This window comes from Pseudomonas sediminis (assembly GCF_039555755.1).
Classification (GTDB): Bacteria; Pseudomonadota; Gammaproteobacteria; order Pseudomonadales; family Pseudomonadaceae; genus Aquipseudomonas; species Aquipseudomonas mendocina_D.
In genome coordinates this window covers 4,052,836-4,075,009 of record NZ_CP154631.1, presented here as the reverse complement: position 1 = coordinate 4,075,009, position 22,174 = coordinate 4,052,836, and the positions used below count along the sequence as shown (strand labels likewise).

The following is a 22,174-nucleotide window of genomic DNA, read 5'->3' as shown; positions in this document are numbered from 1 at the left end:
GCTCAATGCCAGGCAAGCGCGAGCGGCTGAGCCGGCGGCAAACCACCGCGACACTTGATCACCCGCAGCTGTGCTGGCTGGCTGTCGAGCACCAGCCGTAGTGCTGCCGGTGAAGGATTGGCCGCTTCTGCCTGCGGCCGATAGGCGAAAGCCAGGGTTTGCCCAGTAGCAGCTGCCACCTGCAGACGCCTCAGCGAGCGATCATCGGCCTGACGCAACCAGCTCAACACCGCGCCACAACTCCCCGAACGCAAACATTGTTCGGCAGCCCACAGAGCATCGCGGCCATCTGCCTGGATAATGCTCAATTGGCGTAGATCAACGCCGGCATCAATCCAGGCCTGAGGGTAGGGCAGATGAGGAGGGGATATCAGCACCACTCGTTCGCCTGAAACCGTCAGGCTAGCAAGGGTCGGCCACAACAAGCGCAGCTCGCCGATGCCAGGCGCCGCCGTGAGAACTTCACTGAGGGCAGCTTGGGGCCAGCCGCCACCTGGCAGTACGGCGTCGAGAAAATGATGTCCGGTTGAGAAATTGGCGCCCGATGGCGATGAAACGACCTGGCCTCGCCATACACGACGAGCATCGATCAACCGGTCAAGCGCGACCACGGATGGCATGGAGTAGCAACCAAATACTGTATATGAATACAGTATTATTTGAGCCGACGCATGGGTCAAGAGAATCGCGATAAGGTGCTCAACCTGGTTACCGAGACGCGGCCGAGTCAGCCGAATAAATCAGTCCGGAGAGTCGTGTCGATCCAGGAAATCGCGATCTACGTACAACCAACCCATACGATCCGTCGTGTTGTATGGGAGTATATGGATCATGGAACGATGAAGCCCGGCGTTTCAGGTGTCTGGAAGCCTGGCTGGAACTGGTGACCCTTTTCATCCTAGGCTTCGCATAATGTATATTATGTTAAATAACTTATTGGGTGAGATGGACCTCTCATGTGGCTCCTGACAATAAAAGAGACAAATCTTGCTCAAAAAAAATACAGATTAATCAATGATATGGAAGCTGCAGGATCCTAGAGACCCTTTCGTTGCCCGCCGATATACAGTCAAAAAAGTGGACTCCTGAAGCAATTTTGACTGGTTAAAAAAAATAAAAACAAGACTAGAAATGCTCTGCTACGGTTACGGAAAGCAACTCTAGATTTCGCCACCGGCCGCTGGAGTCTCCGATGCCAGCATACACCATAGACCCGCATCCACTCTTTGCCGGTCCCGAGTCAATGGTCCTGGGCATCGAGCAGTATTATGCTCGCTACCCCTGTGTTGCGGCCTACCTCAAGAGTTTCTCGACTGAGCTTGATGTCGAGAAGGATTTTAAATGGAGCCTGCGCTTCCTTGCGCGCCATAACCGTGCCCCGGGGACTTTCGGTAATTACCGTACATTTGTTGAGCGCTTGCTTCTTTGGAGCTGGGTTTTTGCCGGAAAATCGGCGTTGACGTTAAACCGTGATCAATTTGGACAGTTCCTCTCTTTCTGCAAAAAGCCACCTTCGAATTGGGTCGGTGCTTCGCCGGCGGTCCGATTTATTCAAGATGATGGGAATTGGACTTTTAACGAAGGCTGGCGACCTTTCGATATTCGAAGCCAAACAGAGGCTGACTCCTATCGACCGTTTACGGGTACCTTGCGACAGATACACAGCATCTGTAGTTCTTTTTACAATTTTCTCCATGCAGAAGATGCGGCAGCACTCAATCCTGTCACTGCGTCTCGATCGCACAATGGAAATGCAGAGAGTGGGATTTACCCTGTTCGCAGATATCTTAGTTCAGACCAGCTATATCATGTATTACGGATTCTAGAGTGCCGCGCAGTAGTCAATCCGACAGACGAGCGTGCTCTTTTTATAGTGGCGGCGACGGTTTTTATGTACTTGCGAGCTGCGGATCTCGCAAAATCTGGCGAATACTGTCCAAGTATGGATTGCTTCGTGCTTGAGGACGGCAAGTGGTGGCTGGTGCTAGATGCTCCAGGCACGCCGTCGCAAAGGCTCGCAGTCAACCCAAAATTCTTGCCCTATCTGAAACGCTACCGGAAAAGCCGAGGTCTATCGCCGTTGCCGGAGCAAGATGAGGGAGTACCCATGTTGGAGACTAGCTATGGGCGTCCGGGGCTTTCTGTTCGTCAAATTCGAGATATTGTTCAAGGAGCTCTCAGACAGGTGCATGCGGCTATTACCTCTTCAGGAGAATGTGGTGATCATTGGAATGTTTTACTTGGATCTAGCCTCAGGTTTTTGAGGGACAGTGGCGCGAGGAGTGCTGCTCAAACCCGCGACCCCGCCGAACTGCAGCGAGATCTACGTATTACGAGTATCGCTTACACCTACGGCAGATATTACCGTGAGTGAAGTAACGACCAGCTTGCGGTCAAGGTACTTGTAATATCCGATAATCACCAGACCCGGATATTACTCTATACTGGCCGGAAAGTACCTATTTAGGCGCATCTACAGTGATCTGAACTAAAGATTCGAATTTCTGGTAACTACAGATTCGAAACGGGATTGAGCTCTCCGTTTCTAACCTTCGGTTCACTCTGTGCCCTCCCGTTTCCAATCTTTGGTTCACGAAAAAATCCGATTTCTAATCTTCAGTTCATGGATTGCCGTTCCATTTCGAATCTTTGGTTCACGTGCTTCGCCGTTTCTAATCTTCAGTTCACCGGAGCGTCCATTCGATTCGGTCACGCATCTCTCGATCAGTTGATCCCCTAAGCACCCGGTACTAGCCTGAATGAGTACAACGCACGTCGCGCTCGGGTACGCACGCCGATGGCTCTTAGGGCTTAGAGCCGGGATGGGTTCTACCCCGTTAACACGGACACTTTCGAGTAAGCTCATATTGAGCAGAAGGAGTGTTCATGAAACGCAAGAAATACAGTCCCGAATTCAAGCGGGAAGCCGTTGAACTGGCTCGTCGTTCAGAGACCAGTTGCCGCCAAATTGCCCAAGAGATTGGAGTGGCCCCGAGCTTGCTAAACCGCTGGGTTCGGGAAGCACAACCGGGTATGGAGAAAGCCTTCCCAGGAACGGGAAGTCCGCGGGATGAGGAGCTTGCCCGCCTCAAGCGCGAGCTGGCCCGAGTGACCAAGGAACGTGATTTTTTAAGAGACGCGGCAGCGTACTTTGCCAGGGAGTCATCGAGCGGTACACGGTGATCCAGCGCTGCCGCAACGAGTACCCGGTACGCCTGATGTGCCGTTGCCTTAAGGTTTCTGCCAGTGGCTATTACGCCTGGCAGGATCGTGATCCAAGCCCCCGCGCTCGAGAGAATGCGCGCTTGGTGAAGCGCATTCGAGAGATTCACGAGGACAGTCGTGGTGTGATCGGAGCGCCACGTATGCACGAGGATCTGCTCGACGAGGGCGAAACTGTGAGCCTGAACCGCGTTGCTCGCCTGATGGCGGCTGAGCGAATTCAAGGCTGGCCACGCCGGAAGAGGCGTGGGTTTGGAAGAGCCGCCAGCGGCCGTCCAGCAGGTGTGAAAAATCTGCTGGAGCGCGATTTCACTGCGCAGGAGCCGGAGCGCAAGTGGGTCACGGACATCACGGAAATAGCCACACTGGAAGGCAAACTCTTCCTATGCGTGGTGCTCGACTTGTACAGCAAGCTGGTGATCGGTTGGTCGATGCACCACCGCCAAGATCGGCTGATGGTGATTCGAGCGGTGGAGATGGCGATCTGGCAGCGCCAAGGTGACTGGTCAGTGATCCTGCATTCGGATCGCGGTAGCCAATTCACCAGTGCGGACTATCAGCGCTTTTTGAATCGCAACACGCTGATCTGCAGCATGAGTGCCGTCGGTCATTGCGGCGACAACGCCGCCTGTGAGGGCTTCTTCGGTCAGCTCAAACGGGAGCGTGTTGCTCACCAGTCGTATCGGACTCGCGATGAGGCCCGGGCGGATTTATTCGATTACATCGAGCGGTTTCATAACCCACGTATGCGTCGTAGAGTCGCCCGGCAAGATCTGAAGTTTTCAGCCCTTTTCAAGCCGTCCGTGGAAATGGGGTAGAACCCGATCAACGTCATGAAGATCGCGCCACAACCTCTTTTTGAGGTGCTTACTCGCTTCAAAAAGCTCGAGTTTCAATCCCCAGAGCTGCGATATGAGCTACCTGAGGTGCGCGCATTTCTGGAAGGGTTTCCAGCGGCGTTTCGCGCCAAGGAGGGATACGTTGCAGTACGTGCTTTCCTAAAAACCTGCAGCGATAACGAGACAACATTCAACAGCTACCGCACTCATGCAGAGCGCTTACTCCTTTGGTCGCTCCTGGAGGCCCAGAAGCCGCTCCTAGAGCTCAACCACTCGGATAGCGAGAGCTTCGTAGCATTCTGCCTTAAGCCGCCGAGCAGCTGGGTTGGGCCGGTTGTAAGGGACAGGTTCACTCGCATTGGCAGTCGGATGGCGCATGAGTCAGACAGCTACATGGTCAATGCCGACTGGCGGCCTTTCAATTGGCACAATCCCAAAAGCGATCGATCTACCTCCTCAGGATGCACCCCTCCTCCGCTATCCGGCCCACCATTGGGCCTATCTCAGGCGACCCTTAATAAGTGCATATCTGTATGCAAATGCCTCTTTGTCTATGCCGTTGGTGAGGATCTAACCGAGGTCAACCCATTCGACTCTAACCGCCTTCCTTCACGGGGAAGACGTATTCCAGGGAGCAATGGAGCGCGTTCGCTAAGCAAGGATCAATGGCTATACGTGATTGATACAGCAGCTGGTATGGCTTCAGAAGACGTCCGACATGAGCGGACGCTGTTCATCCTCGCCACCGTTTACGCCATGTACCTGAACGTATCCGATTTATCAGGCAAAGGGCGCGACGCTCTGGCGATGAAGGATTTTCGCAGGGACGCTGCTGGTCTCTGGTGGCTCTATCTGCGTAAAGGCGCCCGGTTGGTAGACAGAGTTCGTGCGCCGCAGCAGTACCTGGATGTTTACCTTGCACGTTACCGGCGCATTTTAAACCTACCTCCCCTGCCCTCCGACGACGAGGCCGTACCTCTGCTATGTACCCTGGGAGGGCGACCAGGATTGTCCGACCACCACATCCGCGGACTCCTCCAGCCGGTGTTTGATTTGGCCCTTGTTCGAATGCGGCAGGACGGGTGGAGTGAAATGGAGGTTGATCAGTTGCGATCGGCATCGCTCCAGTGGATCCGCAACACCTCTGCCAGGCTTGCCTCACCGAACCTCAATACTTTTGAGTTACAAGCCGCTCTTCGGATACGTGATATAGCACGCTACACCGCCACGGTACCCGGTGAAGAGAGTGACAGCTAAAGGGGTCTGCTGCCCGTCGAAATCTGCAAATAAATCTGCAAAACAGCACATCTGCCATCTCTGAAGTGCCCATTCTAGAGGCCTTAAGCGGTCATTGGTAAAGGTGCAAAAAAATACGCATATTCACCAGTAAGCATCGTTCCGCCGAGCCTTCAAAAGAGCTTTCCCCAATCTCTATGGGCTAACGCGCTACACGCACTGGGTGCTCCACCGAAGCAACGTAGCGACACTCTTTTCATCCGGGCCTCTGAGTCGTAAATCACTGGCACGCCATCTTGGTTAAGCAACACACCGCCAGCCCCGATCAGCAGAGCATGGCCACCAACGACGTCATGTGCCGAGACCGGCACGAGAGAGATTCCCGCGATAGCGTCGCCGGCGGCTACGCGAGCCAAGCGAGGGGTCATGCCGAGATAAGGCAAAAATTAGGACATTCGTTCTCTAAATTATTGTATTTAAACGAATATTAGAATCCCTTCTCAGCAAAGACTGCTTCGCGCCCAATCGCTTCAGCCATCCATGGAGGAAGCTTGGATCTATGCGATTTCAAGACCTGCCAATCGCTATTCGACACATTCGATGAGCTGTTGGATATCAAATTGATCGTTTTCCGTAAAGCGGCCGAGTTTGGATATTGCTAGATCCACGCCGGCGGCAACGAAGATATGCAGCGGCTGCTCACCCTCGAAACCCTCCATGGGGATGGCGCGCTCGCGGTAGTCCTCGTGCAGTGGCCCGAGGGCATTGGTGTAGTTCTGATCCAGATAAACCTGCAAGTCGCGGCCGTCTCTGTCCTCATAACCCTCTGGCGGTGTGTAGACGGCCATGATCTCGTCCTTGCGCAGCACGCGGGCAGCCTCGATCTCCGCATCGATGTCCGCACTACCACGCGCATGGGTGAGCAGGTGCACCGCGCAGCCGCCGAAGACGAAGACCTTGAGCGAGCCTGGTGGGTTGCCATCCAGTAGCGGCAAGGCCCGGGCGAACAGATTACCAATGGCCTGGTCTAGCGGTGTAGTCAAACGGACAGGTTCGGCGGCCCCCTCATTGGCAGTCTCAAGTAGTGTCATCTTCACCTCCACTCAGCACATGGACTCAGTGTGCCGGTTCATGTGCTCGGTGCGCTATCGCTGTTCGCAAGCGGCGCCCCGAGTAGCTTCAACTGTGCATTGGCTTCGATCAGGCGCTCCTGCAGGCCCTGCGCCTGCTGCGTCTGGATCACAGAGGCTGTGCCCAGCCGGGATACCTCCTCCTGCAATGTGCAACAACGCTGTTCCAGGGTTTCATTCGAGCGCTCGGCACCGGCCAGCGCGTTCTGCGAGGCATCCAGGGCCTGAGTTTTCTGCGCCAGTAGCTGTTGCTGCGCATGTTGCTCTTTTTGCAGTTGCCGCGCCTCAGCTAGCAGACGCGCATTGTCGCGGTTCAATTGGGTCAGCTCGTCCTGCTTGATTATCAAGGTCTGCTGCAATTGCCGCAGTTCCAATTGCAGCTGCTGTACCTGCGTCTCGTGTCGACGTTGTTCCTGCTCGCGCTGCTCCTTGCTGGCCTGGCGATAGTGCTCCAAGGCGTCGCGTGCGTGCTGATGCTTTTCCTCCAGCGAGCGAATCTGCCCATCGCGGTCCTGCAGGCGCTCCTCCAGGTCGCGGTTGGCCTGCAGCAAGCGGGCATTCTCGATCTGGGCCTGTTGGCGTTGCTGCTGCTCCTGCTGTAGTGCTTGCTGGGCAGTCCGGAGCTGTTCCGTGAGCCCGCTGCTCAGGCTTTCCAACTGCTGGATTCGGCCTTCGGCCAGCCGAGCCTGGTTCTGGAAATCGAGCCGTTCGCGTGCCAGATGTTCGCGCTCCTGGGCCACGGTGGCCTGCGCATCCTCCTCTAGCTGATCTGCCAGTTGGCCGACCAGGTTGGCCAACTGTTCGCTGAGCGGGATTGAGCCCGCATCCCGGCCGCGCTCGGCGTCTTCGAGCTCTTTCAGGTAGCGGTGAATGGTGGTTTTCGAGCCGGTATTGCCCAGTTCAACCCGTACCGCGTCGATGCTCGGGTTCTCGCCTCGCGCCAGGATCGCCTGTCGCGCTTTCTGAACCAGTGCCTTGTTGATGCCGCCGCGGGCCATGGTCTGCTCCTACGATTTCGTAGTGGATTACATACCATGTATTTACATACTAATTTTGATTGATGTAAAGCGCGTTCAAAGCGAATAAATCAGATAAGATAATGGAGGGTTATTCAATAAGACTGGCACAAACGGCCGCTTAGCTGCCGTTTTCCCGTACACAAAGGGCATTTCGAGCGATGAAAGACGTCGAGCGCTATCTGCAAGCCGGTACGCGGGAAAACACCCGTCGCAGTTATCAGTCGGCCATCGAGCACTTCGAAGTGAGCTGGGGCGGCTTTCTACCCGCCACCAGCGATAGCATCGTGCGCTACCTGGTGGACTACGCCGACACCCTAAGCAGCAACACGCTCAAACAGCGCCTGGCTGCTTTGGCTCAGTGGCATATCACCCAGGGCTTTCCTGATCCGACCAAGACGCCCACGGTGCGACAGGTGCTCAAAGGCATCCGCACCTTGCATCCGGCACAAGCCAAGCAAGCTGCACCGTTGCAGTTGCAACACCTGGAACAGGCGGTTCACTGGCTGAATCAGGAGGCCGAACGAGCTCAGCAGTCCGGCAATTTGGCAAGCCTGCGGCGCAGCCGGCGTGATGCGGCGCTGCTATTAATCGGCTTCTGGCGGGGTTTTCGCAGTGACGAACTCTGTCGACTGCAGGTCGAGCATATCCAGGCCGAAGCCGGTGCTGGCATGAGCCTGTTCCTGCCGCAGAGCAAGAGTGACCGGGAAAACCTCGGCACGACCCATTACGCACCGGCCCTGAAACGCCTGTGCCCAGTACAGGCCTATCTCGACTGGATCAGTGTCGCCGGCATCGCCCGCGGCGCAGTGTTCTGTCGCCTGGATCGTTGGGGGCATCTGGGCAGCGAGGCCCTGCATCCCGGCAGCCTGATCAGCTTGTTGCGCCAAATCCTGCAAAGCGCCGGTATCTCAGCCGAGTTGTACACCAGCCATTCGCTACGCCGAGGCTTCGCCACCTGGGCCACGGCCAATGGTTGGGACCTCAAGGCCCTGATGACCTACGTCGGCTGGAAGGACATCAAGTCGGCGATGCGCTACATTGATCCCGCCGTCTCATTTGGCGGTCTGGCTGCAAAGCCCGTCATCCCTTTCAACCTGGATGCAGGCTCTTTGACTCAGCTGCCAAGTTCTCCCTAAGGAGTGGCGACACAGGCACAGAAAATCAGAGTAACTTGCGCACCTGGAGGAACTCTTGCAAATGCTCAGAGAACGCTATGGGAACTGCAGCGTATTCCAGTGAGTAGGCTACTTGCCCTCCTGCGGCAGTGACCAATGCGTGTTTAAGTACCGTCTCACCTCGTGCAGTCATGGTGCACATAACTTGAAGACCACGCAGGTCGCCAAGTGCTGTTTCAGTCGGCTTGGTGCAGTTCGCCAGGAGCCCGAGCTGGGCATAGTGGAACTGCAACGCTTTGCGCATAGTCGCGATAACGTTCTCGATGCTCACGGCATGCTCTTTTGGCACGGCTAGACGTGTGACCTCCATTGCCGCTAGTTGGTTGCCATCCTTGTCCTGTAATACAGCTCTCTGGCGCGAGCCGGTAGGCTGTCCCTGTGCATCCAGCAGAGCGGGCTGGCGCGAGCTACTCCAGCCTTCTGGCCATTCCACATTGAGGTCAGTTGCATAGGTCTGGAAGGCGATCAATAAACTTATGACTACCGAAACCAATGGCAGAGCAAATCTAACTAAAGTCATGACAAGAGGTTGCGTCTCAGGGTCATGATTTGCCACATCGCGGCTCCATGGTGAATGTCTGGGAGGCATCAACCGCACCGATACGCGCCAGTGTGCGGCGGCCGATAAGGACTGGATAATTCATCTTGCCTCGATCCTTGAGCGAAAACTCCTCACTATAAATACGTGACCCGATGCACATTTGCATGACTACAACTGGCCTTTTCTCAGCGCCGCCCGCACCACGCACCTTCACATTGCGAATGACCCTGCGCTCAAATGATGAATTGGCCATCTTGCCGGTCTCACTGTCTTTGACTTCCACGTTGAAGCGGACCCATTTCTCGCCGTCCTTTTCAAACCTTTCCAGGTCCTTCGCATCCATCGATGAGGTCAAGGCCCCCGTATCCAATTTGATTTTTACGGAGATGTTGTCCGGCTGAATCAGTCCTTCCTCCACCCAGCCAAATACTTTGGGGGGTGTGTTCGTCGCAGCGAAGCAGGGTGCCATCGCCAAAGCGATAAAAACGGCAGACAACCATCTGGTAGTTCGATGCTGCATAGTGGAAACCTCATTTATGGCGCGTTGGATTCGTTTAGGCCAGGTATCACCCGTGGCCCATTCGCCGCTTCTCATCTTTCAAGGAAGAATTTCTAAGCGTCTTCGTAGCTGCGGCTGCTCGCCCATTCCAAGTCATACTGCACTTCGAGGTAAAAGGCCTCATAGAGTCGCCAGGCCTTCTGGCTGGCTTGCTCCAAGGCCTTCTCCACCCCGACTTCTGTGAGGATTTTACTGACATCAGGCTGGGCTGGGAGCTGTTCACGAAGCGACGCGAGCTTCACATAGACGGCATAAGCAGCATCGCGACTCTGGGCGGCATGCCCTTCGGCAATTTTGCCGTCCAATCCAGCCATCAGCTGTTCTATCTCAGCCGTCTCAACGTCACTCACAAGCTACGCGTCTCTGTTTGGAAAATGGGGGTGCTGTCGATCCGGTTGGTCAGGCTTTCAATGCCAGGATTCGGCGCGCACCGTTGAGTACGATGAGGCCAACTACCGTACCAATCACCAAATCTGGATAGGAAGAGCCTGTCCACGCAACCAGAGCTCCAGCGGCGATAACACCAATATTCGCGATCACATCGTTGGCCGAAAAAATCCAACTCGCTTTCATGTGTGCACCGCCTTCACGATGGCCGTAGATCAATAAGAGACAGCTGACGTTCGCGACGAGTGCAACTAAGCCAATCCCCATCATCAGCATCGACTCAGGTTCGCTGCCATAGATGAAGCGCCTAACCACCTCCACGAGTACCCCCAGAGCCAACACGATCTGGATAAAACCCGCCAGGTGCGCAGCGCGAACCTGCAGCTGCGCAGCCCGACCGACCGCAAAGAGAGCCAGACCATAGACGGCAGCATCAGCAAACATGTCCAGCGAGTCGGCGATCAGACCCGTCGACTGAGCAATCAAGCCTACGCCCAACTCGATGACAAACATCGTGGCATTGATACCGAGCAGGATTTTGAGCGAGCCAGCCTCCTTGGAAGCAGTCAGCTCTTCACTGGCGCTATTGGCCGAAGCTGCTTCCTGGCTGGCCGGTTGAGTACCGAGCAATGTTGCCCCCAAACCAAGTGATTCCAGCTTGGTTGCGATCTGGTCAACCGGACCGTCATGGAAAGCGCGTACCTGTCTGCTGCTCAGATCAAAGGACAGCGAATTGAGTTCAGAAAAGCCATTGAGCGCGAGCCGAATCATTCGCTCTTCTGACGGGCAATCCATCTTGGGCACAGAAAAACTGCTGACCCAAGTCCCTTCATTCGAAGGCGCGGCTGCCGCTTCAGTGCTTACCGGCTCAGGGCCACAGCCACAGGATTTATCACAAGAAGTCATGACTCGCCTCTCCTATAGGACTTGATTCTACCGATTAAGAACCATGTAGTGGCTATAGGGTCAAGCCTGGATATACTGGCTTTTTTACCAAGGGACAGACCATGCGCATCGGTCAACTTGCACAGCGGACAGGAGTGGACACTCAGACGATTCGTTTTTATGAACGTCAGGGACTGCTTCCACCGCCCGAACGCGAGGACAATGGCTATCGAACCTATAAAGCAGACCATGCGGACAAACTGCTGTTCATTCGCCGATGCCGCTCTTTTGGCATGTCACTGGAAGAAATTGGTGTTTTGCAGAGCTATCAGGAACAGCCGCAGCAACCCTGCGTTGCGGTTAATGAGCTCCTTGATAGACATATCGCACAGGTAAGGGCTCAGATCGCATCCTTACATGCTCTCGAAAACCAGCTGGTGACGTTGCGAGGTTGCTGCGATAACGAACGACAAAGTCTGGACTGCGGGATACTTTCGGGCCTGCTGGGGGGCGACAAACCTCTTTCGTAATTCCGACATAAAGTCATTTTTGCGTCGTCTTGAATCGCCCATAGCGCTTGACCCTATAGCAGCTATAGGGTGTTCACTCGGGCATCTACTGCGTAAGTGAGATCCAGATGAATACCGCTCTCAGCATTGCCATTGATGAGGCCTTCTTCCAGGCTAGGAAAGCACTTAATGAAGAGGCGCCAACCGAGGCTTTCTCCTGGCTGGAGCGAGCCCACATATTGAGCCAGCGAATGCCTATTCTTCATGCTCAGAGCCATTGGCTGATGCTGAGGGCCGGCTGGCAGTTGCGCGACTTACGAAAGGTGCTCAGCCAAGTACCGCGAATCATGGCGGCCCTGCTGTTCTCGAAGATCTGGGTGCCGCTCGGAAACAGCGGGCGCGCCAGGGTCAGTGCTTTTGCGCCGATGCCTATTTCACCGGAGCTGCAGCGACTTCTTCAAGGAGAAATGCAATGAGGTCGTCTCCTAGATCACCTCTTGTTGCTCCTGGGTTCTGGTGGATGCTATCGCTAGCCATTGCCTCGGCCGACCTAGCGTTGAAAAGCGCAATTACGGGTTCGCTCCCGGTCGGCACCGTGATTCCTCTCACCCCGTTCTTCAACCTGGTTCACTTCTGGAATACCGGTGCAGCGTTCAGCTTCCTGGCTGACGCGGGTGGTTGGCAGCGTTACTTCTTCATTGTCATAGCTTTGGTCGTTTCGATCGTGCTGGCTCTGATATTGCGTAAACGCAGAGCCAAAAGCGAAGCCCTAGGCTATAGCCTTATCTTGGGCGGGGCAGTTGGGAATCTGATTGATCGCGCATTTCGAGGCCATGTAATCGACTACCTGGATTTTTACTGGCTGTCCTGGCATTGGCCTGCGTTTAACCTGGCGGATATTGCTATCGTCGGTGGCGCCGCCATGTTGATCCTGAGCAGTTTGCTAAGCCCAAATGCGGAAGCCGGCCGAGTCAACGAATGAAAGGCTCGCTCTCAACGGATACCGTACGCTGGGCAGGCCAGGCCTGGATAGGGCCCGGCATCGGCATCTTTCATGGCCGTGCCGGCCACCAGGAGTGGCACCACCATCAGGCGCATCAGATTTCAGTGGGCCTCGATTCACCTGTATCGGTTGAAACCCCGTTGGGCATTCAAACAGGGGCTGCCATCTTCATCGCCGCGGGCCTGAAACACCGGATCAGTGCTGGTCGAGTGCTGTCGATCTATCTGGATGCACTATCCGATGAAGCCCCAACTATGCGGGGTACCGAAGAAGCAAGGGTAGTCGTGATCGCCCCGGCGGACGTAGTAGCGATTATCGATATGCTGCGCGAGACAGGACATACCGCTCTCCAGGTTAGGACGGGGGTGCGCCAGGCACTGCGGCTACCCGATCCACCGATTCCAGATCCTCGCTTGACAAAGGTGATTGAAGCGCTGCATAGAGGCCAAATGAGGCGCGAAGAAATGGCCGCGTTGGTGCATTTATCCCCTACACGGTTTTCCCATTGGTTCGTGGAACAGACAGGCTTGCCGCTGCGCAGCTATGCGAAATGGTTACGTCTCACACAAGCCCTACAGCACCTAGCCAAAGGGGGTCTACTCACTGAAGCGGCCCATGAGGCGGGCTTTTCTGACTCGGCACATTTCTCCCGGACATTCCGGGCACTGCTGGGCATCGATCCTTCCTCCGCCCTGGCTGAAGTCGATCTTCAGGGGTCGTAGCTCTTTCGTTCAAGCCGAAAGCGGACCTTCCCACATACAGTCATGGCTCCCTACTCAGGAGCTGAGCGATGTCTATTCCCTTGCGATTCGCCATACGGTGGCTGAGCTATCCACTTGTGTTTGGCGGCTGTGCCTCCTTCATGATTTGGGCGCTGTATGCAGGTATACCGTATTGGCCCACCACACCCATAGTCGCCGCGGCGGGGCTGCTACTCATTGCTGGCTTGGAGCGCATCCAGCCTTTTCGGCGAGCCTGGCTGGAAGATCATCAGGACACCCTGACGGATCTGCTGCACATGCTGGTGAACCTGTCTGTCATTCAATTTACTGCAGAATTTCTGGCTAAGTTAGGCGATGCGGTACCGGCTTCGGTTCGGCTCTTTCCGATCGAGAGCCCATTGTGGCTGCAATTGCTACTAGTCGCCGCCGTGCTCGACTTGAGCCTGTATGTGATGCACCGCATCAGCCACCGGGTGCATTGGCTGTGGCGCTTTCACATGATCCATCACAGCGCTGAGCGGCTCTACTGGATGAACGGAGAACGTCGACATCCTCTGCATGCGGCGTTGATGGCCGGGCCGGGGCTGGTGGTTTTGCTCATATCTGGAGCTCCGTCTGCCGTAGTCGCAACGTGGTTTGGGATCCTAACCGTCCATCTGGCCTTTCAGCATTCGAACCTGGACTACAGCGTGGGTTGGCTGCGGCATGTGCTAGGGGTTGCTGAGGTCCATCGTTGGCACCATAAGCGCGACTTCGAAGACGCTCAGGTCAACTTCGGTGAGTTTTCAACTGTGTGGGATCAGATGTTTGGAACCTTCTACGACAGCGCCGGGAAGCTGGGCGAGGCTGAGGTTGGATTGCATGAAAAGGACTACCCCAGAAATTATTTCGGGCAATTTATTGATCCTGTTCATCCAACATCTGCTTACCCGGCCGGTCACAATTCTTCAGAGCAGGATGAAATCCGCAACACGTAGCTAGAACGGGTGGAGTCAGCAATGCCAAACATACCGCGTGACACCGGATTGGACAGTACTTGGGCCTTTTTGCGAGATCCCTACCGATTTATCTCCACGCGCAGTAAGTTTCATCAATCGCCTGTGTTTCAAACTCGCTTGATATTACAGAAAACTCTGTGCCTAACAGGTGCCGAAGCTGCTCGCTTGATTTGCGACCCTGACCGATTCGTTCGCCAGAACGCTGCGCCCAAGCGACTGCAAAAAACCTTATTCGGACAAGACGGTGTCCAAGGTTTGGACGGTGATGCGCATCGTCACCGAAAGGCCCTCTTCATGGGAGTGCTCACACCCGCGAACGTGCAGGAACTAGCAGAGTTGAGCGAGGTTCGTTGGAGGGAGTATGCGCGAACTTGGCGTCCCGGTGAGTCAATCGTCCTCTACGAGATTGCTCGCGAAATTCTATGCCGCTCCGCCTGGGCAAAATACGCACTGGCCAGGCGCAGGATCTCGTTAGCCTTGCGCAGCTCGCGATTCTCTCGCTCCAGGGCTTTGATGCGTTCGCGCTCGTCAGTGGTCGGCCCAGGACGTTGGCCGGCGTCGGTCTGATGGCGACGAATCCAGCCATGCAGAGTTTGCGCTGCACAGCCGATCTTCGGGGCAATGGCCTCAATGGCCGCCCACTCGGAGGGGTAGTCGTTCAGGTGCTCCAGAACCATGCGCACGGCACGTTCACGGACTTCAGGGGAGTAGGTAGTCGTCTTTCTCATTGCCTCATCTTCTCAAGAGTTGAGGCCTCCACGAAACCCGGGGCGATTCAAAGTGATTATAGAGCGATTATAGAATTCGCTTTTGGTGCCTGATTGGGCCTGCTCGAAGCAGGCAGCCCCTGCATCTCGCCTAAGCAACAGTATGTTTGACCAGGCCCCCAATTCCTACTTGGGGCTCGACTGAACGGCTAGCGAGGCCGGTCTTGTGCTAGCGCGCCTAGCGGGTGGTGCGAACCCTACGAGCTTGAGAAATCCGGTTAAACGGAGCTACCAGTTGAGCCCGATTGATACCCTGCATGACACTCTATTTGATCCAAATCAACACTATTGCCAAAAGGAGCGTTCATGCCTCGGGGCAATCTGCTATCGTCGGCCTATTGCCCCGCCTGGTGAATTGCTGTGCGTCGGATTGGATTGATCCTGCTAATGATTGCTAGCCTCGTGCTGCCGACCTTCGGCGGTGTGGCTTTCAGCATGCCGGCACAACCTTGCCCGATGCAGAGCGCCGATCATCAGGGCCATGCAATGGTCGATGCTCCGTGCTGCGAGCAAATGGACACGTCTGATGGGGTGGCCAATAAGTCCCCCTGCAAATCCGGCCAGGAATGCAAGACCGGAGGACTTCTCCAGACCACCGTGATCAAGAGCATATCCCCTCTCCCCTCACGCCCCGAGATATTGCTGACCCAGTCGGTGATTAAGCGAGAGCCCGCAGGACTCTGGCGCCCTCCTCGTTTCGTCTAATGCCGTGATCATCCCGCGCCTTACAGTCAGGCGCATCGTCGCGACCACGTTTCGTAGCTGCGACCTCGATCAATCGCATTGGAGGCGAAAGCATGTCCGCTTTCCTTTTTCCACGCCGTGGCTATCTCGGCGTGTTGGCTGCCGCATTCTGGGCAGCTCCCTGGCTTGCCGCGCAGGCACAGCCCCTAACCTTCGAACGAGCCCAAGCTCTGGCCGAACAGAGTGCCCCTGAGAACCTCGCGCGCCAGGCGCAGGTGGCATCGGCACAGCAGGCTGTAGGGCCCGCAGACGCCTTGCCCGATCCCAAGCTGATTCTAGGCATCGACAACCTGCCGATCGAAGGCCCTGACCGTTACACACTTAATCGTGACTCCATGACCATGCGCCGCATTGGACTCATGCAGGAGGTACCAAACGGCGACAAGCGTCTGGCCCGTCGCCAACTGGCCGAAGCCTCCATGACGCGGGCCGAGGCCGAGCAGCGTGCCATGCAGTTGGAAATCAAGCGCCAGACGGCAGTGAGCTGGCTGGACGTGTACTACGCCGAACGCAGTGTTGGCCTCTTCGATCAACTGGACCGTCAGATCGAGATGCTCCGCTCGACCGTGCAATCGCTAATTGCCGGCGGTAGTGCTCAGCCTGGCGAGCTGTTGCAGGCCGACCAGGAAGCTTTGGCGTTACAAGATCGGCGAGATGAACTGAATCGCGATGTGGCAGTAGCTCGTGCCAAGCTGCGCCGCTGGATAGGCAACGAGGCTGACCAGCCTTTGCAAGGAGGTGTTCCCAATCTGAACCTGGTGGCACCGCACCTGCAGCAACGCATTGCCTCACACCCTGAGTTGCGCGCTGCCTCCGCCCGAGTCGGCGAGGCTAGCGCCGAGCTGAACGAGGCCATCGCCGAGAAGACCCCCGACTGGGGTGTTGAGTTTGCCTACAACAATCGCGACAACCAGTTCGGCGATATGGTGATGGTGCAATTCACGTTCGACCTGCCGTTGTTCGTAGGCACACGTCAGGGGCCCAAGATCAACGCCAGACAAGAAAGCGTGTCGCAGATGGAAGCCGAGCAGGAAGCATTACTGCGCGCCCATCAGGCTGAGCTGGAAGGCGGTATTGCCGGGCTTGAGCAACTGCGCAGGACCTTGTCACGCACCGAAAAAACCTTGATCCCGCTTGCAAGCAAACGTGCCGATCTCGAACTGGCCGCCTACCAAGCCGGTAACAGCCAGCTCACATCCGTTATTACTGCCCAGCGCGACCTGATTGAGGCGCAGCTGCGGCAGATTGAACAGCAGCGCAAGTTGAGCCAGCTCTCCGCAAGCCTGTACTACGCCTATGTGGAGGGCCTGAAATGAAGATATCGACATTTGGTTTTGCGGTCGCCGTGCTGACCGTGGGCATTGGCGCGGCGGGCGGTGGCTACTGGCTGGCCCAGCGGCAAGCCAAACACGAGCTACTGCCTAGCTCCGCACCGACGGACGAGCGCAAGGTGCTCTATTGGTACGACCCTATGCAGCCTGAGCAGCGCTTCGATAAACCGGGCAAGTCACCTTTCATGGATATGGAACTTGTCCCTAAATACGCAGGATCCGAGCAGGATCCGTCTGTCCTGAGCATCCCCGCTCAAGCCGTGCAGAACCTCGGAATGCGAACCTCGATGGTGATCCGAGGTGTACTGCCCTCGGATATCGAGGCGGTGGGTTCCCTGGCCTATAACCAGCGAGAAGTGGCGAACCTCCAGGCCCGCGCCGGCGGATTCGTCGAGCGGGTTTACGGTCGCGCCCCGGGCGATGTGCTGCCTGCCGGAGCCCCCCTGGTCGACCTGCTGATTCCCGAATGGTCCGCCGCGCAGTTGGAGTTCCTGGCGGTACTGCGTACCGCTGACACTCGCTTGATAAGTGCGGCCCAAGAGCGCCTGCGCCTGCTTGGCATGCCTCAAACGTTGATCGAGCAGGTCCGCCGCAGCGGCAAACCACGGGCGGTGCAAACACTCACCACACCTATCAGCGGCGAGCTCCAAGCCTTGCAGGTACGCGCCGGGATGACCGTCGAAGCCGGGCAGGATCTGGCGTTGATTAACGGGCTATCCAGTGTCTGGCTCGATGCGGCGATACCCGAGGCCATGGCCGGAAGTATCCAGGTCGGGGACGAGATCCGCGCCAACCTGACGGCCTTTCCTGATCGACCGCTGCTGGGCCGCGTCATAGCCTTGCTGCCGAGTGCCGATCCGCAAACACGCACGCTCACGGTACGCAGCGAGCTACCCAACCCTGCCGGTAAGTTGCGCCCCGGCATGTTCGCCGCCGTACGCCTGAACAGTGCCGTCGAACAATCCACGCTTCTTGTGCCGAGTGAAGCCGTGATTCGCACCGGGAAGCGTGCGTTGGTGATGCTGGTAGAAGGCGATGGGCGCTACCGCCCCCTGGAAATAACCTTGGGCCGCGAGGCTGATGGGCGTCTGGAGGTGTTGTCCGGTCTTGAGGAGGGTCAGGCGGTCGTTACCTCCGGCCAGTTCCTCATCGATTCGGAGGCCAGCCTACAGGGTGTCATGGCCAGCCATGCCGAGCAGGACAATAAGAAGGAACTACATGAGGCCCATGGTGTGATTCGTGCTCTGGACGCGGAGTCAGTCACCCTGGAGCACGGGCCCTTCGAGAGCCTGAATATGCCAGGTATGACCATGGCTTTTCCATTGGTCAGCTCAGAAGTAGCTGTGGGACTTAAGCCAGGAGATCACGTACGTATCGGCGCCCGCCAGAAAAACTCCGGCCTGATGATCGAGCAGCTCAGCAAGGAAGGAGACCAGCCATGATCGCACGCCTGATCCACTGGTCTATCGGCAATCGCTTTCTGGTGCTGCTGGCGACCCTGTTCATCACCGCCCTGGGCATCTGGTCGCTGCGCAACACGCCGTTGGATGCACTGCCGGATCTGTCCGACACCCAGGTCATCATCCGCACAAGCTTCCCCGGGCAGGCACCGCAGATTGTCGAGAACCAGGTGACCTACCCGCTGGCCACCACCATGCTCTCGGTGCCGGGGGCGAAGACAGTGCGCGGCTACTCGTTCTTCGGCGACTCCTTCGTTTATGTGCTGTTCGAGGACGATACCGACCTCTACTGGGCACGCTCGCGGGTGCTGGAGTACCTCAACCAGGCGCAGGAACGCCTGCCCGAGGGTGTTACCACCACCCTTGGGCCGGATGCCACCGGCGTGGGCTGGATCTACCAGTACGCCTTGGTCGACCGCAGCGGCCAGCATGATCTTGCCCAGCTGCGGGCACTGCAGGACTGGTTCCTTAAGTACGAACTCAAGAGCCTGCCCAACGTAGCCGAAGTGGCCACCCTCGGCGGCATGGTCAAGCAATACCAAGTGCTGCTCGATCCCCAGAAGCTGGTGGCTTATGGGGTAACTCAGCAGGAGGTCGAAGCGGCGCTGAAGAGCGCCAATCAGGAAACCGGCGGCGCCATCCTGGAGCTGGCGGAGCGCGAGTACATGGTGCGGGCCTCGGGCTATTTGGAGAGCCTGGATGATTTTCGCAATGTGCCGCTGCGGGCTTCGGCAAGCGGAATTCCGGTGCTGCTAGGCCAGGTGGCCACCATTCAACTGGGGCCAGAGATGCGTCGCGGTATCGCCGAATTGGACGGCCAGGGTGAAGTGGTCGGTGGCGTGGTCATCCTGCGCTCCGGCAAGAATGCCCGGGACACCATCGCTGCCGTGAAGACCAAGCTGGACAGCCTGAAAGCCAGCCTGCCCACCGGCGTCGAAGTGGTCACTACCTATGACCGTTCGCAACTGATCGACCGTGCCATCGACAACCTCAGCTACAAGCTGCTGGAAGAGTTCGTGGTGGTTGCCTTGGTTTGCCTGATCTTTCTCTGGCACCTGCGTTCGTCGCTGGTGGCGATCATCACCCTGCCCCTGGGCATCCTGATGGCCTTCATCGTCATGCGCTACCAGGGCGTCAATGCCAACATCATGTCGCTCGGCGGGATCGCCATCGCCATCGGCGCCATGGTCGATGCCGCCGTGGTGATGATCGAGAACGCGCACAAGCACATCGAGGCCTGGAAGGCTCGGCACCCCAATGAGCCGCTCCAAGGCGAGGCGCACTGGCGAGTGATCGGCGAAGCCGCAGCCGAAGTCGGACCGGCACTCTTCTTCAGCCTGCTGATCATCACCCTATCGTTCCTCCCGGTATTTACCCTGGAGGCCCAGGAAGGGCGCCTGTTCGGCCCTCTGGCCTTCACCAAGACCTATGCCATGGCCGCCGCCGCCGGCCTCTCGGTCACCCTGGTACCGGTGCTGATGGGCTACTGGATTCGTGGGCATATCCCCAGCGAACAGCAAAACCCCTTGAACCGCTGGCTGATCGGCGCATACCGGCCGGTGCTGGAGTGGGTGCTGGCCTGGCCCAAGGTGACCTTGGCGCTGGCCGTGCTGGTCTTTGTGTCCAGTCTGTGGCCCCTCAGCAGACTCGGAGGAGAGTTCCTGCCGCCCATGGACGAAGGCGATCTGTTGTACATGCCTTCGGCCCTGCCCGGCTTGCCGGCGAGCAAGGCAACCCAGCTGCTGCAGCAAACCAACCGGATGATCCTCACGGTGCCCGAAGTGGCACGGGTATTCGGCAAGGCCGGGCGAGCAGAGACCGCCACCGATCCAGCACCGCTGGAAATGTTCGAGACCACGGTGCAGTTCAAACCACGCGATCAATGGCGCGCGGGGATGACACCCGAAAAGCTGATCGAGGAACTGGATCGCGCGGTAAAAGTTCCGGGGCTGTCCAATATCTGGGTGCCGCCCATCCGCAACCGCATCGACATGCTGGCGACGGGGATCAAGAGCCCCATTGGGGTGAAAGTGTCCGGAACCTCCTTGGTCGACATCGAGCGCATAACGCGCGATATCGAGGCCGTGGCCAAAGAGGTGCCTGGGGTGAGTTCGGCCTTGGCAGAACGCCTTACTGGCGGCCGTTACGTGGACATCCAGATCGATCGACTGGCCGCGGCGCGCTATGGCCTGAGCATCGCCGATGTGCAGGCGGTGGTATCGGGCGCCATCGGCGGCAGCAATATTGGTGAGACGGTTGAAGGACTGGCCCGCTTCCCGATCAACCTGCGCTATCCCAAGGAGTGGCGAGACAGTCCGCAGGCACTACGGCGTATGCCGATCCTCACGCAAGCCGGCCAGCAGATCACCTTGGGCACCGTCGCCCAGGTTAGTCTGACCGAAGGGCCGCCAATGCTGCGCAGCGAGAACGGGCGTCTGTCCGGTTGGGTCTATGTCGATGTCCGTGGGCGCGACCTGGCATCGACCGTGCGCGAGTTGCAGCAACGCGTAGCTGAGCAGGTACAACTCGATGCTGGCATGACCGTCTCCTACTCCGGTCAGTTCGAGTTCCTGGAGCGCGCCAATGCACGGCTGGCCTGGGTGGTACCGGCGACCTTGTTGATCATCTTCGTGCTGCTTTACCTGACCTTCAGCCGCTTCGGTGAGGCCCTACTGATCATGGCAACCCTGCCCTTCGCCCTATCGGGCGGCATCTGGCTGCTCTACTGGTTCGGCTTCAACCTGTCGGTTGCCACTGGGGTCGGCTTTATCGCCTTGGCCGGCGTCTCGGCGGAATTTGGGGTGATCATGCTGCTGTACCTGAAGAATGCCTGGCATGCACGTATGGATGCCGGGCGCAGCGGTGACCCGGCACTACTGGAGGCAATTCGTGAAGGCGCAGTGCTGCGCGTGCGGCCCAAGGTGATGACGGTGGCCGTGATCATCGCCGGCCTGTTGCCAATCCTCTGGGGCGGAGGTGCCGGATCTGAAGTGATGAAGCGCATCGCCGCGCCCATGGTCGGCGGCATGATTACCGCGCCGCTGATGTCCATGTTGGTTTTGCCGGCCGCGTACTGGCTGATGCGAAGGCAGCGTACACAGAAGGTTCGCGCACCGCAGGAGCTATAGCTTTACAAACCCGGGCAAGCCACGCGCCAAGCTGACTCGCCCGGGTAACGCGGCAGGAAGCATTACAGCGATGTAACTTTGACTTCATTTTTATGACAGGTTGAGCGGATATATTTTAATCACCACCTTGAAGGAGTGATTAAACATGAAAAGCCTCAAAGTTATTGCAGCCCTTGCCGCTATGGTTGTTTCCTCTGCCACTCTGGCAGAAGGCGGCGCTGATCGTGTTTATGGTCGGATGATTCAGGCCAATGAGCAGGCCATGCAAGAGTATGCTGCCGCTAACGGAAAGAATCCGCCTGAAGTTATTCATTACCGCTACGGCATGAAACTCGATATCGCCAGGGTCGTGGCCACTACCCCGACGGACTCTAGCTGCGGTGTGATGCCGGCCCAGATGACCTACGAGGACTCCAATGGCGATCTGAATATTCTTGAATACCGGGCAGCCGGGACAGGTTGCCTTAATCAAAACTAGATAAATGACATCGCGCTGACTGAAATGTAATTTCCAAGTCA

20 protein-coding genes and 2 pseudogenes are annotated in these 22,174 nt (G+C 57.1%); 13 read left to right on the top strand and 9 right to left on the bottom strand.

All coding sequences use genetic code 11. From position 1 onward, the window contains the following. Window positions 1–2 precede the first annotated feature (2 nt). Window positions 3–620 (bottom strand): translesion DNA synthesis-associated protein ImuA, encoded by a 618-nt coding sequence (imuA, locus tag AAEQ75_RS19165; protein WP_343350114.1) that lies wholly within the window; start codon window positions 618–620, stop codon window positions 3–5. A 572-nt stretch (window positions 621–1,192) separates the two neighbouring features. On the opposite strand from imuA, the gene AAEQ75_RS19160 reads away from it, so the two are divergent. The 3 genes from AAEQ75_RS19160 (at window position 1,193) to AAEQ75_RS19150 (ending at window position 5,318) form a co-directional block, all read left to right on the top strand. Further along, window positions 1,193–2,374, top strand: coding sequence for an integrase (locus AAEQ75_RS19160; RefSeq protein WP_343350112.1), 1,182 nt, complete (start codon window positions 1,193–1,195; stop codon window positions 2,372–2,374). Window positions 2,375–2,886: 512 nt separating this feature from the next. Continuing rightward, window positions 2,887–4,040 (top strand): IS3 family transposase gene (locus AAEQ75_RS19155; protein ID WP_256382191.1). Its coding sequence is split into 2 segments (ribosomal slippage): window positions 2,887–3,133 and window positions 3,133–4,040, totalling 1,155 coding nucleotides; the frame shifts between segments, so codons are not numbered across the junction. A gap of 15 nt (window positions 4,041–4,055) precedes the next feature. Next, complete coding sequence (locus tag AAEQ75_RS19150) at window positions 4,056–5,318, top strand: site-specific integrase (RefSeq protein WP_343350111.1); 1,263 nt, start codon at window positions 4,056–4,058, stop codon at window positions 5,316–5,318. A 152-nt stretch (window positions 5,319–5,470) separates the two neighbouring features. Here AAEQ75_RS19150 and AAEQ75_RS19145 read toward each other — a convergent pair. The 3 genes and pseudogenes from AAEQ75_RS19145 to AAEQ75_RS19135 form a co-directional block, all read right to left on the bottom strand. Beyond that, window positions 5,471–5,716: pseudogene (locus AAEQ75_RS19145) on the bottom strand (inositol monophosphatase family protein); the annotation flags it as partial. Between the two features lie 165 nt (window positions 5,717–5,881). Then, entirely contained in the window at window positions 5,882–6,388 is a 507-nt protein-coding gene (locus AAEQ75_RS19140) for a DUF6036 family nucleotidyltransferase (protein ID WP_343350110.1), read from the bottom strand. Between the two features lie 38 nt (window positions 6,389–6,426). Further along, entirely contained in the window at window positions 6,427–7,425 is a 999-nt protein-coding gene (locus AAEQ75_RS19135; protein WP_063542795.1) for a DNA-binding protein, read from the bottom strand. A 179-nt stretch (window positions 7,426–7,604) separates the two neighbouring features. On the opposite strand from AAEQ75_RS19135, the gene AAEQ75_RS19130 reads away from it, so the two are divergent. Further along, the gene (locus tag AAEQ75_RS19130) at window positions 7,605–8,582 is read left to right on the top strand and encodes a site-specific integrase (protein ID WP_069900674.1); all 978 of its coding nucleotides are present in this window, start codon (window positions 7,605–7,607) and stop codon (window positions 8,580–8,582) included. A gap of 25 nt (window positions 8,583–8,607) precedes the next feature. Here the strand turns inward: AAEQ75_RS19130 and AAEQ75_RS19125 are convergent, their stop codons facing one another. The 4 genes from AAEQ75_RS19125 to AAEQ75_RS19110 form a co-directional block, all read right to left on the bottom strand. Further along, window positions 8,608–9,177, bottom strand: coding sequence for a DUF4946 domain-containing protein (locus AAEQ75_RS19125; protein WP_069900673.1), 570 nt, complete (start codon window positions 9,175–9,177; stop codon window positions 8,608–8,610). Continuing rightward, the gene (locus tag AAEQ75_RS19120) at window positions 9,164–9,682 is read right to left on the bottom strand and encodes an ATP-dependent zinc protease family protein (RefSeq protein WP_343350108.1); all 519 of its coding nucleotides are present in this window, start codon (window positions 9,680–9,682) and stop codon (window positions 9,164–9,166) included. The genes AAEQ75_RS19125 and AAEQ75_RS19120 overlap by 14 nt, the downstream gene beginning before the upstream one ends. Window positions 9,683–9,774: 92 nt before the next feature. Further along, complete coding sequence (locus AAEQ75_RS19115) at window positions 9,775–10,035, bottom strand: hypothetical protein (RefSeq protein WP_250033552.1); 261 nt, start codon at window positions 10,033–10,035, stop codon at window positions 9,775–9,777. 85 nt (window positions 10,036–10,120) lie between these two features. Next, on the bottom strand, window positions 10,121–11,014 hold the full coding sequence (locus AAEQ75_RS19110; protein ID WP_026006648.1) for a cation transporter: 894 nt from the start codon (window positions 11,012–11,014) through the stop codon (window positions 10,121–10,123). A 101-nt stretch (window positions 11,015–11,115) separates the two neighbouring features. On the opposite strand from AAEQ75_RS19110, the gene cadR reads away from it, so the two are divergent. From cadR to AAEQ75_RS19085, 5 genes are all read left to right on the top strand, one after another. After that, on the top strand, window positions 11,116–11,523 hold the full coding sequence (cadR, locus tag AAEQ75_RS19105) for a Cd(II)/Pb(II)-responsive transcriptional regulator (protein ID WP_017246254.1): 408 nt from the start codon (window positions 11,116–11,118) through the stop codon (window positions 11,521–11,523). 107 nt (window positions 11,524–11,630) lie between these two features. After that, a complete protein-coding gene (locus AAEQ75_RS19100; RefSeq protein ID WP_044727165.1) occupies window positions 11,631–11,978 on the top strand; it encodes a DUF3703 domain-containing protein in 348 nt (115 codons plus the stop codon). Continuing rightward, window positions 11,975–12,484: a signal peptidase II gene (gene lspA / locus AAEQ75_RS19095; protein ID WP_023083083.1), complete on the top strand. Its 510-nt coding sequence runs from the start codon at window positions 11,975–11,977 to the stop codon at window positions 12,482–12,484. The genes AAEQ75_RS19100 and lspA overlap by 4 nt, the downstream gene beginning before the upstream one ends. Continuing rightward, a complete protein-coding gene (locus AAEQ75_RS19090) occupies window positions 12,481–13,227 on the top strand; it encodes a helix-turn-helix transcriptional regulator (protein WP_023083084.1) in 747 nt (248 codons plus the stop codon). The genes lspA and AAEQ75_RS19090 overlap by 4 nt, the downstream gene beginning before the upstream one ends. A 68-nt stretch (window positions 13,228–13,295) precedes the next feature. Then, the gene (locus AAEQ75_RS19085; protein ID WP_023083085.1) at window positions 13,296–14,204 is read left to right on the top strand and encodes a sterol desaturase family protein; all 909 of its coding nucleotides are present in this window, start codon (window positions 13,296–13,298) and stop codon (window positions 14,202–14,204) included. A gap of 447 nt (window positions 14,205–14,651) precedes the next feature. On the opposite strand, the pseudogene AAEQ75_RS19080 reads toward AAEQ75_RS19085, so the two are convergent. Then, window positions 14,652–14,953 (bottom strand): annotated as a pseudogene (locus AAEQ75_RS19080) (transposase); the annotation flags it as partial. 836 nt (window positions 14,954–15,789) lie between these two features. Between AAEQ75_RS19080 and AAEQ75_RS19075 the strand changes: the two are divergent. From AAEQ75_RS19075 to AAEQ75_RS19060, 4 genes are all read left to right on the top strand, one after another. Beyond that, complete coding sequence (locus tag AAEQ75_RS19075; RefSeq protein ID WP_343350107.1) at window positions 15,790–17,052, top strand: TolC family protein; 1,263 nt, start codon at window positions 15,790–15,792, stop codon at window positions 17,050–17,052. Then, the gene (locus tag AAEQ75_RS19070; RefSeq protein WP_003460118.1) at window positions 17,049–18,509 is read left to right on the top strand and encodes an efflux RND transporter periplasmic adaptor subunit; all 1,461 of its coding nucleotides are present in this window, start codon (window positions 17,049–17,051) and stop codon (window positions 18,507–18,509) included. The genes AAEQ75_RS19075 and AAEQ75_RS19070 overlap by 4 nt, the downstream gene beginning before the upstream one ends. Beyond that, window positions 18,506–21,655 (top strand): efflux RND transporter permease subunit, encoded by a 3,150-nt coding sequence (locus AAEQ75_RS19065; RefSeq protein ID WP_343350106.1) that lies wholly within the window; start codon window positions 18,506–18,508, stop codon window positions 21,653–21,655. The genes AAEQ75_RS19070 and AAEQ75_RS19065 overlap by 4 nt, the downstream gene beginning before the upstream one ends. A gap of 145 nt (window positions 21,656–21,800) precedes the next feature. Next, entirely contained in the window at window positions 21,801–22,133 is a 333-nt protein-coding gene (locus AAEQ75_RS19060) for a DUF2790 domain-containing protein (RefSeq protein ID WP_313403421.1), read from the top strand. Window positions 22,134–22,174 lie beyond the last annotated feature (41 nt).

What these genes read in the sequence shown, in the direction of transcription:
- imuA (WP_343350114.1), bottom strand. Translation starts at nt 620, where the DNA reads ATGCCATCCGTGGTCGCGCTTGACCGGTTGATCGATGCTCGTCGTGTA.
- AAEQ75_RS19160 (WP_343350112.1), top strand. Translation starts at nt 1,193, where the DNA reads ATGCCAGCATACACCATAGACCCGCATCCACTCTTTGCCGGTCCCGAG.
- AAEQ75_RS19150 (WP_343350111.1), top strand. Translation starts at nt 4,056, where the DNA reads ATGAAGATCGCGCCACAACCTCTTTTTGAGGTGCTTACTCGCTTCAAA.
- AAEQ75_RS19140 (WP_343350110.1), bottom strand. Translation starts at nt 6,388, where the DNA reads ATGACACTACTTGAGACTGCCAATGAGGGGGCCGCCGAACCTGTCCGT.
- AAEQ75_RS19135 (WP_063542795.1), bottom strand. Translation starts at nt 7,425, where the DNA reads ATGGCCCGCGGCGGCATCAACAAGGCACTGGTTCAGAAAGCGCGACAG.
- AAEQ75_RS19130 (WP_069900674.1), top strand. Translation starts at nt 7,605, where the DNA reads ATGAAAGACGTCGAGCGCTATCTGCAAGCCGGTACGCGGGAAAACACC.
- AAEQ75_RS19120 (WP_343350108.1), bottom strand. Translation starts at nt 9,682, where the DNA reads ATGCAGCATCGAACTACCAGATGGTTGTCTGCCGTTTTTATCGCTTTG.
- AAEQ75_RS19115 (WP_250033552.1), bottom strand. Translation starts at nt 10,035, where the DNA reads ATGGCTGGATTGGACGGCAAAATTGCCGAAGGGCATGCCGCCCAGAGT.
- AAEQ75_RS19110 (WP_026006648.1), bottom strand. Translation starts at nt 11,014, where the DNA reads ATGACTTCTTGTGATAAATCCTGTGGCTGTGGCCCTGAGCCGGTAAGC.
- cadR (WP_017246254.1), top strand. Translation starts at nt 11,116, where the DNA reads ATGCGCATCGGTCAACTTGCACAGCGGACAGGAGTGGACACTCAGACG.
- AAEQ75_RS19100 (WP_044727165.1), top strand. Translation starts at nt 11,631, where the DNA reads ATGAATACCGCTCTCAGCATTGCCATTGATGAGGCCTTCTTCCAGGCT.
- lspA (WP_023083083.1), top strand. Translation starts at nt 11,975, where the DNA reads ATGAGGTCGTCTCCTAGATCACCTCTTGTTGCTCCTGGGTTCTGGTGG.
- AAEQ75_RS19090 (WP_023083084.1), top strand. Translation starts at nt 12,481, where the DNA reads ATGAAAGGCTCGCTCTCAACGGATACCGTACGCTGGGCAGGCCAGGCC.
- AAEQ75_RS19085 (WP_023083085.1), top strand. Translation starts at nt 13,296, where the DNA reads ATGTCTATTCCCTTGCGATTCGCCATACGGTGGCTGAGCTATCCACTT.
- AAEQ75_RS19075 (WP_343350107.1), top strand. Translation starts at nt 15,790, where the DNA reads ATGTCCGCTTTCCTTTTTCCACGCCGTGGCTATCTCGGCGTGTTGGCT.
- AAEQ75_RS19070 (WP_003460118.1), top strand. Translation starts at nt 17,049, where the DNA reads ATGAAGATATCGACATTTGGTTTTGCGGTCGCCGTGCTGACCGTGGGC.
- AAEQ75_RS19065 (WP_343350106.1), top strand. Translation starts at nt 18,506, where the DNA reads ATGATCGCACGCCTGATCCACTGGTCTATCGGCAATCGCTTTCTGGTG.
- AAEQ75_RS19060 (WP_313403421.1), top strand. Translation starts at nt 21,801, where the DNA reads ATGAAAAGCCTCAAAGTTATTGCAGCCCTTGCCGCTATGGTTGTTTCC.